The sequence below is a fragment of the Flavobacterium sp. K77 genome (assembly GCF_021608205.1).
Lineage (GTDB): Bacteria > Bacteroidota > Bacteroidia > Flavobacteriales > Flavobacteriaceae > Flavobacterium > Flavobacterium turcicum.
Genome location: NZ_JAKIHO010000004.1, coordinates 229,236 through 241,218, shown reverse-complemented (window position 1 = coordinate 241,218; position 11,983 = coordinate 229,236). Strand labels below are relative to the sequence as shown.

The 11,983-nt window shown below is 34.0% G+C and carries 14 protein-coding genes; 10 read left to right on the top strand and 4 right to left on the bottom strand.

Translation table 11 applies throughout. From position 1 onward, the window contains the following. Window positions 1-152 precede the first annotated feature (152 nt). Together L1S34_RS09840 and purU are read left to right on the top strand one after the other, a co-directional pair. Window positions 153-860: a DUF4197 domain-containing protein gene (locus L1S34_RS09840; RefSeq protein ID WP_236363881.1), complete on the top strand. Its 708-nt coding sequence runs from the start codon at window positions 153-155 to the stop codon at window positions 858-860. A 109-nt stretch (window positions 861-969) separates the two neighbouring features. Next, on the top strand, window positions 970-1,824 hold the full coding sequence (gene purU / locus L1S34_RS09835) for a formyltetrahydrofolate deformylase (protein ID WP_236363880.1): 855 nt from the start codon (window positions 970-972) through the stop codon (window positions 1,822-1,824). Window positions 1,825-2,043: 219 nt separating this feature from the next. Here purU and L1S34_RS09830 read toward each other — a convergent pair whose 3' ends face one another. Beyond that, window positions 2,044-2,829, bottom strand: coding sequence for an alpha/beta fold hydrolase (locus tag L1S34_RS09830; protein WP_236363879.1), 786 nt, complete (start codon window positions 2,827-2,829; stop codon window positions 2,044-2,046). A gap of 107 nt (window positions 2,830-2,936) precedes the next feature. Between L1S34_RS09830 and L1S34_RS09825 the strand changes: the two genes are divergently transcribed. After that, window positions 2,937-3,086, top strand: coding sequence for a hypothetical protein (locus tag L1S34_RS09825; RefSeq protein ID WP_236363878.1), 150 nt, complete (start codon window positions 2,937-2,939; stop codon window positions 3,084-3,086). On the opposite strand, the gene L1S34_RS09820 is transcribed toward L1S34_RS09825, so the two are convergent. Both L1S34_RS09820 and pyrF read right to left on the bottom strand, forming a co-directional pair. After that, entirely contained in the window at window positions 3,081-3,875 is a 795-nt protein-coding gene (locus tag L1S34_RS09820) for an ABC transporter substrate-binding protein (protein WP_236363877.1), read from the bottom strand. The two genes, L1S34_RS09825 and L1S34_RS09820, sit on opposite strands and share 6 nt — an antisense overlap. Before the next feature lie 42 nt (window positions 3,876-3,917). Beyond that, window positions 3,918-4,760, bottom strand: a complete 843-nt coding sequence (gene pyrF / locus L1S34_RS09815; RefSeq protein ID WP_236363876.1) for an orotidine-5'-phosphate decarboxylase — start codon at window positions 4,758-4,760, stop codon at window positions 3,918-3,920. 413 nt (window positions 4,761-5,173) lie between these two features. Between pyrF and L1S34_RS09810 the strand changes: the two genes are divergently transcribed. From L1S34_RS09810 to L1S34_RS09780, 7 genes are all read left to right on the top strand, one after another. Continuing rightward, on the top strand, window positions 5,174-5,737 hold the full coding sequence (locus L1S34_RS09810) for a helix-turn-helix domain-containing protein (RefSeq protein ID WP_236363875.1): 564 nt from the start codon (window positions 5,174-5,176) through the stop codon (window positions 5,735-5,737). A gap of 11 nt (window positions 5,738-5,748) precedes the next feature. Further along, the gene (locus L1S34_RS09805; RefSeq protein WP_236363874.1) at window positions 5,749-6,195 is read left to right on the top strand and encodes a response regulator; all 447 of its coding nucleotides are present in this window, start codon (window positions 5,749-5,751) and stop codon (window positions 6,193-6,195) included. A 1-nt stretch (window position 6,196) separates the two neighbouring features. Continuing rightward, complete coding sequence (locus tag L1S34_RS09800; RefSeq protein WP_236363873.1) at window positions 6,197-7,984, top strand: sensor histidine kinase; 1,788 nt, start codon at window positions 6,197-6,199, stop codon at window positions 7,982-7,984. Window positions 7,985-8,359: 375 nt separating this feature from the next. Further along, window positions 8,360-8,995: a porin family protein gene (locus tag L1S34_RS09795; protein ID WP_236363872.1), complete on the top strand. Its 636-nt coding sequence runs from the start codon at window positions 8,360-8,362 to the stop codon at window positions 8,993-8,995. Window positions 8,996-9,022: 27 nt separating this feature from the next. After that, window positions 9,023-9,166: a lmo0937 family membrane protein gene (locus tag L1S34_RS09790; RefSeq protein WP_236363871.1), complete on the top strand. Its 144-nt coding sequence runs from the start codon at window positions 9,023-9,025 to the stop codon at window positions 9,164-9,166. Between the two features lie 19 nt (window positions 9,167-9,185). Further along, complete coding sequence (locus L1S34_RS09785) at window positions 9,186-9,479, top strand: YtxH domain-containing protein (RefSeq protein ID WP_236363870.1); 294 nt, start codon at window positions 9,186-9,188, stop codon at window positions 9,477-9,479. A gap of 239 nt (window positions 9,480-9,718) precedes the next feature. After that, window positions 9,719-10,060 carry a hypothetical protein gene (locus L1S34_RS09780; protein WP_236363869.1) on the top strand — a complete coding sequence of 114 codons (342 nt, stop codon included), beginning with the start codon at window positions 9,719-9,721 and terminating at the stop codon, window positions 10,058-10,060. 81 nt (window positions 10,061-10,141) lie between these two features. On the opposite strand, the gene prfA is transcribed toward L1S34_RS09780, so the two are convergent. Next, window positions 10,142-11,218 carry a peptide chain release factor 1 gene (gene prfA, locus L1S34_RS09775; RefSeq protein WP_210788706.1) on the bottom strand — a complete coding sequence of 359 codons (1,077 nt, stop codon included), beginning with the start codon at window positions 11,216-11,218 and terminating at the stop codon, window positions 10,142-10,144. Window positions 11,219-11,983 lie beyond the last annotated feature (765 nt).

The following is an 11,983-nucleotide window of genomic DNA, read 5'->3' as shown; positions in this document are numbered from 1 at the left end:
CGCTTTTTTGGGAGCGAGGATACAGCGGAAAGCGGGAGAAGTCGTGATTTGAAAACAAAAACGCCTGCTCCTTATCAATAATTGGCTTTGTTTTTGCAATTGTTGTATTTTTACCAATGGCAGATGGCCAATTAATGTAATCGATTCTTTTTATGAAAAAAATTATAGTTCTAGTAGTCGCACTTTCGTTATCGAGTTGTGCCGAAATGCAGCAAGTGATGAGTCAATTTCCGCAAACACAAGGTATAGGCGGCGTGGATATTGCGGGCGGATTAAAAGAGGCGTTGAACAACGGAATCTCTAAACAAGTAAGCAAATTAACAGCAACCGATGGGTTTTATCGCAACGAGGCTGTGAAGATTTTACTTCCTACTGAATTGAGAAAAGTAGATGCGGGCTTGCGCAAAATTGGATTAAGTTCCTTGGCTGATGAGGGTTTGAAAGTTTTGAATCGTGCTGCAGAAGATGCCGTGAAAGAATCCACTCCAATTTTTGTAGATGCGGTGCGTAATATGAGTTTTGCTGATGCGAAAAGTATTTTATTGGGGAACCAAAGCGCAGCAACTACCTACTTGCAAAATACTACGAGTACAGCTTTATACGGAAAATTCAATCCGGTTATAAAAAATTCATTTACCAAAGTAGGCGCTGATAAAGTTTGGGCTAATATTATTAGCAAATACAACAGCATCCCGCTTGTGAACAAAGTGAATCCTGATTTGACAGACTATGTGACTAATCAAGCTTTGAATGGCGTCTTTAAAATGGTTGCCGTTGAGGAGCAAAACATTAGAACCAACTTAAGCGCACGAACTTCTTTTTTGTTGCAGCGTGTTTTTGCCATGCAAGACAAAAAATAAATTTTGATTTTTTTTAAAACATATTTGGTTGCCTCAGCGATTTTTTAATCGAATTGATTGGTTTATTTTTGATACAAATTACTGAATTACAGCTTTAACAACAATTCAAATGCAAAAAATTACCTTACTCATACATTGCAAAGACCAAAAAGGCATCATTGCAGCTGTAACCAATTACATTGCCAGCATTGACGGTAATATTGTGTATTTAGACCAACACGTAGACGAGGACGAAGATGTTTTTTTTATGCGCATTGAATGCGAGTTTAAAAATCCGAAAAATGATTTGAAGGCGCTAGAAGCAGATTTTGAGCAGCAATTGGCAGCGCCTTTCGAAATGACTTGGCAATTGTTTACCCAAGAACAAAAACCGAAGATGGCTCTTTTTGTATCCAAATACGATCATTGTTTGTATGATATTTTGGGTCGTTACCGAGCTAATGAATTACCACTTGAAATTTGTGTAATAATCAGCAATCATAGGGATTTAGAACCCGTTGCGCAACAATTTGGGATTCCGTTTCACCATGTACCTTTTACCAAAGAAATAAAAGAACAAGGCGAACAGCAACAAGTAGCAATACTCCACAAATACGAGATTGATTTCATTGTTTTGGCGCGTTACATGCAAATAATAACTCCAAACTTGATTGCGCGTTACAAAAACAGAATTATCAATATACACCATTCATTTTTGCCTGCTTTTCCTGGTGCCAAGCCGTATCATTCTGCTTTTAAACGCGGTGTAAAAATTATTGGCGCTACAAGTCATTATGTGACCGAAGCGTTAGACGAAGGACCAATCATTGAGCAAGATATTGCACGCGTATCGCACAGCCATTCTATTGAAGATTTTATAACGAAAGGTCGTGATGTAGAGCGAATGGTATTGGCAAGAGCGATCAAACTTCATGCAGAGCACAAGACGATGGTGTACAATAATAAGACAGTTGTTTTTCTATAATTAAAAAACAAAACTCTGATTGTCAGTTTTTTAATCATTAAAAAAACTTAATCACAAAGCGCCTTAAAATCTTAACGAATGGTTCGCAAAGTAATAACAAAATCTTAACAACGATATTTCAACTTGTTGCCGACCTTTGTAGTGTAATAAACTGGTTATTTATTATTTTGGTTTTGGTTAGTTAAAGATTTGCTCGCACAACCTGTGCGGGCATTTTTTTTAGTGGGCTTTTTTAAGGAAAGAAAGCACCACCTCATTAAAAATATTGGGTTGCTCCACGTTTACGACATGTCCTGAATTTTGAACGACAAAAAGTTTAGATGACTTGTAATGGCTTTGAACTACTTGACGAACGGAAGGTAAAAACATATAATCCTCCTCGCCCATTACGTAAAGCGTTGGGATATTCAATTCAACTTGACGGAACCATTTGAGTACCGGATTTATTTCGGCCGTTAGCTTGAACCATTTAATAAATTCTTTTTGATACAATTTTTTTGCCTCATTGATAAAAAGTAGTCGCGATTGTTTGTGACTTTTTTTCGGCATGATTACAAAGGCAAAAAATTGATACAAAACCAAATATGGTAGCACATATTTGAACATATTACCCAAGCGCATCAAAACTTGCGAACGAAAATTCATTTTTAAAATAGCGCCTCCTAAAATCATACTTTGTACACGTTCCGGATACATTTCGGCTAATTGTCTTATTAAAATAGTACCAAGCGATATGCCAACAAAATGTGATTTCTTGATTTGTAAATGGTCTAAGACTTCAAGTATGTCATTTGCCAGAGCAGAAAAGGTATACTTTTGTTTAAAAGCCGTTTTTAAAGTTGTTTTTGATTCTCCGTGTCCGCGAAGATCTAATAGTAAAACGTTGTACTGCTTTTTAAAATCTCTAATTTGTTTGAACCAAATAGACGAACTCCCACCTGCACCATGGACAAAAGTAACCCACTGGTCAGTTGAAGCATTGCTATATATGGTGTAACTAATCACGTGTTTTTTTTGGTAAAAATAACACATTAAATCGAAATCTCAATCTTAACAAAAAATATTACGAATTTTATAAAAGTAAGCCTTAAATTTGCAAAAAAATTGCACCCATGAAAGGATTATTGAAAGAGAAGCGTGAAATAGAAAAACTCATTGAAGAATACCAGTTCTTAGCAACTGTAAATTTTGACCTCTCCAAAATTGAATTGGAATCAAGTATATACCACGAAGAATGTGTTCTAGAAGAATGTGAACTATAGTTTTTGGTGTAACTTTATAAAATAATCAAACGCTTTAAGCAACCTGCTGCCGTACCAAGAAAACATCTCGCCATCTACAAATATTGTTTTGGCGTGGTGCGTATGTACGCCAATTTCAAAAGCATGTTGCTCTGTAAAAGGAAACGGCTCCGATGATAAAAACACGATGGCAGGATCGCCTTCTGCACGAATTTTACCGATTTCTACTTCGGGGTAACGACCTCTGTCTTCATAAATATTTTCAAAATGATTTAACTTTAATAATTCATTTATAAAGTTAGATCCACCGGCTACCATGTAAGGATCTTTCCAGATGAAGTAAGCGACCTTTTTGATTGGTTTATCAGCAATGAAATTTTTAAAGTTTGCCAAAGCAAATCTTAACTTATCGTTCCATTTTTGAGCTTCGGTACGGGCATTGAAAAGTTGCCCGAAATCAGTAATCATTTGCAAATTGTCCTCGATTGTGCAAATATCTGTAACCCAAACAGTGGCAATTTTCCGCAATTCGGTCACCATCTCTTCGGTATTTTCCTCTTTGTTACAAATAATAATATCTGGTTGCAAAATTTTTATTTTCTCGAAATGAACTTTTTTTGTACCACCAACAATTTTTTTAGTTGATTTAAAATGATACGGATGCACGCAAAATTTGGTTATCCCAACAATTTTTTCCTCTAACCCCAACTCATACAATAATTCTGTTTGCGAGGGCACAAGTGAAATAATGCGCTGCGGAGCGGATTCAAAAGAATGTGTAATCCCGAGTTGGTCAGTGTATTTTTTCATTAAAATCAAGAAATTAAAAAAAATTAAAAATGCAAGTACTGCTTAGTTCGAAAATTTAGCTTCTAAAATCACTTGCATTTCTTGTTGCATTTTAAGTGCTTCTACGCGTGCTTTGTCTGCAAAATCAAAATCATTGGATGCATAAATAATCGCACGTGAGGAATTAATCAATAAACCTACTTGATCATTCATTCCATGCGCACACACTTCAGCTAGATTGCCTCCTTGCGCACCTACTCCTGGAACCAATAAAAAACTATCAGGAACAATTTTTCGAATTTCTGAAAAATAAATGGCCTTTGTAGCACCCACCACATACATTAAATTTTTGCTGTTGGTCCAATTTTTAGAAGTTTCTAAAACTTGTTGGTACAATTCTGCTTCAGGAAGTTTCTCTGATTTAGAATTCAGCGTTTGAAAATCGAATGCACCCGTATTTGAAGTCAAGGCCAAAAGTATTGTATGCTTGTTTTCAAAAGCCAAAAAAGGCTCTACAGAATCTTTACCCATGTAGGGTGCCACAGTAACGCTATCAAAATTTAGATCTTCAAAAAATGCCTTGGCATACATAGAAGAAGTATTCCCGATATCGCCACGTTTAGCATCGGCAATGGTAAAAAGATCCGGATAATTCTCGTTGATATAATTGATTGTTTTTTGAAGTGAAATCCAACCCTTGATTCCGTAAGCTTCGTAAAAAGCCGTATTTGGCTTGTAGGATACTGCCAAGTCGTGAGTTGCATCAATAATCGCTTTATTAAACTCAAAAATTGGATCTTCAAGAGCTAATAAATGTTGCGGAATTTTAGTCAAATCGACATCTAAACCAACGCAAAGAAAGGATTTTTTGAGTTGAATTTGTTCAAATAATTGTTGTGTAGTCATGTTGTTGTAGTTGTGCTGCAAAACTACAAACAAAGGAGCAAAATTTGCTATTGTACTTTAATAAAAAAACAAAGCAAGTGAAAAAACATTTACAACAAGAGACCAAATAGTCTCCAGAGTTGAAAGCAAATTACCTAAAAGTGAAATATTAAAATTGGTAATAAACCTACTAAAAATATCATAAAATTAACTTTTGTTCAATCTTTAGTAAAATAGATAAATCAATTATACTATCCAACAAAACACATGCAATCACCTCATAATCAAAAACAAAATACATCATCATAACAAAATTGTTTGTAACTATCAAGCCTCTAACATGGCGTATACACTAAGAACTTTTTTTTGTGACGAACAACATTATTGTTAAAAGAACAGTTTTCATATCTTTACTACATTAAACAACAATTTTTATGAAAGTATATTTAAAATTCGATTATGTACAATTGACAAAAAAAATTGTTCAAGATAGACTGACTGAGCTGGGATATAAATTTAATATTATCGGATTCGGGGAATTTAATTTTTTAGAAAAAGTACCCACCTCCAAAATGGACGAGCTTACTAGCGTTTTTAGAGAATACGGTATTGATATTGTAGAAAATCAAAAAAGTGTTTTGGTTCAAAAGATTAAAGATGCCATTATCGAGATGGTGCATAGCGAAAAACCATTGCAAGTAAAAAGTTCGGTTTACATAGCTGATAAACTAAATTTGAGCTATGCCTATTTATCAAATGTTTTTTCGGAGGTTACGTATACCTCTATTGAAAACTTTATTATCATCCAAAAAATTGAATTGGCCAAACAGCTGATGATTAATACTCCTATGAATTTAACTGAAATTTCGATTCAACTGAATTATTCAAGTGTGGCTCACCTTAGTACGCAATTCAAACACACAACGGGCATGACACCCTCTGCCTTTCAAAAAATTATTCAAAAACGTAGAGCTTTAAGTACGAAAAACTCAATTTAAACAAAACAACGATGAATACTGACTTTATAAATATATGCCTTGCTGATGATGACGAAGACGACAGATTGTTTTTTACTGACGCCTTTGAAGAACTCAAAATGAAAACCAATGTAATGACATTTAACGATGGTGTTGAGCTGATGGACTACTTGAATCACGGAGATTCTATTTTGCCAAATGTGCTGTTTTTAGACTTGAATATGCCCAAAAAAAATGGCGTAGAATGTTTACTTGAGATCAAACAGAACGAAAAACTAAGTGATATCGCAATTGCGATTTACTCTACCTCATCATCCGAAGAGCATATAGAGGAGACTTTTGTAAATGGAGCCAATATCTATATAAAAAAACCGAGCGACTTTGACGATCTTAAAAAAATCCTATCAGAAGTTGTTACCATAAATTGGCAATACCACACTTCAGGATTAAACAAGGACAATTTTTTAATGCGTCTATAAAATGAAATACATTCAAATTCATAAATCGCCCCTATTTTTAAAAATAATATTTATTGTCTCGGTGGCAGTTATATTTTTTATAGGTGGAATAACATTTAAACACATCACTGTTTTAAAAAAATCATCCCACTTTGTAACAAATAGTCATGCGGTCAATACTGAATTGGAACGTTTAATATCCTACATGAAAGATGCCGAAACTGGGCAGCGAGGATATTTATTATCTAAAGACACCGCATTTTTAACACCTTACAATAATTCGAAAGAACTGATTAAAAATTCATTCAACGAATTATCAAAACTTACCAAAAACAGTCGCACGCAACAGGCCAATTTAAAAAAACTTCTTTTTTACATAAATAAAAAACAAAATTACCTTTCGAAAAACATTTATATTACCCAGCAAAAAAACTACAAAGAAGCAGATTTAAGTTACAACTTAACCATAGGTAGACAAGCCATGGACTCTATTCGTAAAAAAATAGACGAAATGATAATTACTCAGAAAATCCTTCTAACCAACAGGCAACAGGATTATGATTCTACTATGAGTTATACACCGCTGTTAATATATCTTACATTACTTGTTACCTTAGTTTTGATCACCATTGCTTTTGTCAAAATGAATCGTGACTTAGTATTACTTAAAAACACCATTAATACCTTGACCGTAGCCAATGAAGCCAGCAATTTAGCTGAAATTGTGGGCGGATTTGGTAGCTGGCAATATAACATTGATAGCGGTAAATTTGCTTTTTCTGATAATGAATACCGCCTTTTGGGTTGTGCACCACAATCTTTTGAAGCTAGCTCCGAGGAATTTTATAAATTTGTTCACCCAGAAGATTTACAATATGTAATTGAAAATTCTAAAAGCGTTCAAGAAAAAACTAATTTAAGTCCCTTTACCTATCGCGTCATTCGTAAGGATGGAGAAATTCGATATTTTAGAGCATCCGGACGTGTAGTTACTGTAGCATCCGGGGAGCGCACCCATATTGGTACTACTAGCGATGTTACGGAACAAGTATACGCACAAAATTTTATTGAAGAACGAAACAGAGAACTTGAAAACAACAATAAAGAATTAACTGCTTTTAACTATATAGCGAGTCACGATTTACAAGAGCCACTACGTAAAATAGAAACCTTCTTGTCTCGATTGATAAGTAAGGACTACGAAAATTTGTCGAAATCAGGTCAACAATATGTAACTAGCATTCAAGCATCAGCAAAACGAATGCGCTTATTAATTGAAGATTTATTGCAATTTTCACGTACCAACAAAGCTGAAAAAATCTTTGAAGAAGCCAATTTAAATGACTTATTAGATCATGTAAAACAAGAATTAGCGCAAGTAATTGAAGAGAAAAAAGGTATAATTGAAAGCGAAACACTTCCTAGTTTACACGTTATTCCTTTTCAAATTCAACAATTATTCACCAACTTGATCAATAATTCCTTGAAATACAGTAAAACTGATGTGGCGCCTACTATCACAATTAAATCTAAGCTAGTCAGTGCTTTAGACGAAGAATTGTTGCCTCACAATACATTAGTTAATTACCATAAAATAAAATTTATTGATAATGGTATTGGGTTTGAACAAGAGTATGCCAAAAAGATATTCATCCTTTTCAACCGATTACACAACAAAAACGAATACGATGGTACTGGCATCGGGCTGGCTATTTGTAAAAAAATTGCCGAAAATCACAAAGGTTATCTTTTTGCAAAAGGAGAGTTAGGTGTGGGAGCTACTTTTACCCTATTTTTACCCGCAGTGTAAATCAAAATTTACAATGTACAATCATAACAGCAGTTCGACTTTTTAAGTCTAGCTGCTGTTTTTTTTATGGCCTTACTTGACATTTTCAAAAATCAATATTGTTGCAAATAGTTATATTATGTAACACCTTTCATGAAAAAATTCTAATTGGAGTGAAATCAAAAAAAACAACAATAAAACATTAATATTGAACCACTTATAAACGAATTATCCGTCATAAAAAACTCTTAAATGAGTGTTTAATAAGATCGTTTACATTAATCCCATCAAGTACATCTGTAAATTCTATAACAAATCAATAAATTGATGTAACACGCAATTTGTGAAGTGATCGCATCTTTGTAAAAAAAAATAACACATTAAACTACAAACGATATGAAAAACTTAAAACGCATTTTAGCAGTTATTCTAGTCCTTGCAGGAGCATCAGAAATTCAAGCACAAGAAAATAGCCCATCACTTGGTATTAAAGGAGGCTATAACATGTCTAACCTTTACACTGAAGATGTAGATGACCAAAACGTATTGAGCGGATTCAATGTTGGTCTATTCGCAACTTTACCAATATCATCAAGTTTAGCGATTCAACCCGAATTATTATATTCTACAAAAGGTGCCGAACTTCAATACGATAATGCTTTTACTGCCGGAACAGCAAAATTTAGATTAAATTATGTTGAAGTACCAGTACTAATTAAAGCGAATTTAACAAAGAACTTCAATGTTCATTTTGGACCATACGCCGCTTTCCTAGTAGATTCTAAAATTACAAACGAAGGACAAAATGGTGATATTAATTTTGAGCAAGAAATTGATAGAGAAGATTTAAATACGGTTGACTTTGGTGTTGCTGCAGGTCTTGGGTTTGATTTCGATTCATTTGGTATTGGAGCACGATACAACTACGGTTTAAGCACTGTTGGAAAAGAACGTACTTATGCCGGAGGCACCTACACTTTTCCAGATTCAAAAAATAGTGTCTTAAGCATTTACGCAGCCTTCAAGTTTTAACCAAAATTAATTTAAAAAGATAAAGTCATGCAAAATTTATTATACGTCGCAGCAGTAGTATTAGTTATATTATGGGCATTAGGTTTCTTCGTTTATAGCGCAGGAGGAATCATTCACGTTCTATTGGTAATTGCATTAATTGCAATTTTACTAAGAGTAATCAAAGGATAATCAATAAAAACTAGAAAACATGAAAAATAGCAATTTAGCAGTAGGAATATTAGGTGGACTAGCAGTAGGAACTGTTTTAGGAATTTTGTTTGCACCTGCAAAAGGAAGCGAAACTAGAAAAAAAATCGCTGATAAAAGCACTGATTTAAAAGATAAAGTTGTTGAAACAACTGGTAAATTATCTGATAAAATTTCACAAACTGTGCAAGATCTAAAAAGAGAATCACAAGAATTTTTAGGACACACGACAGAAATCATCAAAGATGAAGTTCAAAATTTTGATCATTTAGCAACGATCAACAAACAAAAATAAAAAATCAATTCAGTACGATTCACACTATCACAAGTAGTGTGAATTTTGCTGTTTTACTAATTTTTAAATCTCACCAACTATTTCAAACTATTACATCCAAAAAACTCATAGATTATAAAAATTGTTCCAATTACCGAAAAAGATTTTATGATTCCACTTTAAATAAAATAAGTGGGAATCATGAGACCCAAGAAAAATCAGTACCAGGAATGCTGATAATCTCTAAAAATAAATGAAAAATGAAAAATGCCTCAATACTCCTACTAATCCTATTACTCAATATCTGCTTGCTATCTTGCCAAAGTGAAGCCGAAAAAAAGGTAGAAATCGTAACTAATGATTACGTGCGATTCGTAGATTCAGTTACTTCAAGAAATAAAGCAGACGCTAAAGCAAATTGGAATAAAATTGAAAGGGCTTTTGAAAAAAAGACTACCGAACTTAATTTTAAAATGGACAATTTAGAAGATTCTAAAAACTTAGGCACCAAAATGGATTCCGCAAGTAAAAAATATAAATCCTTTAAACAAGCACTATTTGGTCTCACTATTGAGTCTGATACGAGTTTGTTCGTTGAATAATAAAAAAGGTATTATTAATTCAAAAAAAATACCGTGTCCCACAGGCACGGTATTTTTTTATTTTTAAAAAGAAATCGAAATTTAAAAAACCTCGCTCGCTTCTTTTAATTTTTCCATATTGTTTACTAATTGCAACTCGTCAACAATTTTTTGAATATCACCATTCATGATATTACCCAAATCATAAAGTGTTAAGCCCACACGGTGGTCAGTAACACGTCCTTGCGCATAGTTATACGTTCTAATTTTAGCGGAACGGTCACCCGAACTTACCTGCGAAGTACGTTTAGAGGCATCTTCAGCTTGCTTTTTAGCTAATTCCTGCTCATACAAACGAGAACGCAATACACCAAAAGCTTTATCTTTATTCTTATGTTGTGATTTTTGATCCTGACACTGAGCCACTAATCCCGTAGGAATGTGCGTTAAACGTACAGCCGATTTGGTCGTGTTTACCGATTGTCCTCCAGGTCCTGACGAACAAAAGAAATCAACACGAACATCGTTCATATCAATATGTACATCAAATTCCTCTGCTTCTGGCAAAACCATCACTGTTGCTGCTGATGTGTGTACACGACCTTGCGTTTCTGTTTGAGGCACACGTTGTACACGGTGTACACCCGCTTCAAACTTCAAAGTACCATAAACATCTTCACCAGTAACTTCAAAAATTACCTCTTTAAATCCACCCGAAGTTCCTTCGTTCATATCCACTACAGATGTTCTCCAACCTTGATTTTCGCAATATTTAGTGTACATACGGAACAAATCACCTGCAAAAATACTGGCTTCGTCACCACCTGTACCGGCACGAATCTCCACCATCACGTTCTTAGCATCTTCCGGATCTTTTGGGATCAACATGAATTTGATCTCTTCTTCAAGTACTGGCAAACGTTCTTTGGCTTCTTCTAGTTGCATTTTGGCCATTTCGGTCATATCTGCATCACTATTATCCGCTATAATTTCGTTGGCTTCGTCAATGTTAGCCATTAACAAAACGTATTCATCGCGTTTTTCGGCCAACGCCTTTAAACTTTTATACTCTTGATTCAATTGCACATAACGCTTTTGATCCGAGATTACATCCGGTTGAATAATCAAATCCGAAATCTCATCAAAACGCTGTTTTACTATTTGCAGTCTATCTAACATTTTCTTAGTCCTTTATTTAGGGTGCAAAATTACGAAAAAAGTATTCAGTTTGCAAGGCTCGTTTTTGACGTATTCTTAATCTACATAAATCTTAATCAGCGCGAAAGCATAATTAATACAAACAGCAGTATGGTAGCAAATTTTAACAGTAAAATAGTGCACAATCAAAGGTTTTTTTAGGAGCTTTTTCCTGCTGTCCGCTGTATTCCCGATAAATAAAAACTACGGCTAAAAAGCCTTGTTTTTATAATCGGGAGATGCCGCTTCCATCAGGGCTAGGAATTTTGCGTTAAAAAATGGCGTTTGCAGTTTTTATAAAATTCAAAACAAAAGAAATTACTTATGAATAAGTATGTTTTTATCAGCTTTTTCGGAAAAAAATTATATATTTGGATGAACAAGAAAATCGATATGAACTGCCGTTTATCAAACCGAATATAGGGAGATTTGAGCAATGAAGTAGCAAATATAGACAAGTTAGCTGCAAACTGACTAACACGAACCTCTAATTATGAACTATAGAAAATACATTCCGCTTATTGCTTTTACCTTACTACTCATTTTAGCAATTCCATTTGAATCTGGATTTACAATTCAAAGTTTAAGTGGTTGGAATATGGTTATTCCTAGTACAAGTTATCTTGAAATAATAGTTCTTATATTAATTTCAATAATCACATTTGTATATTGGAGAATATCGAAAAAGGAAACTCAAATTAATCTAAAGTTGTTTCTAATTCATTTTATATTGTCAATTCCAATTGT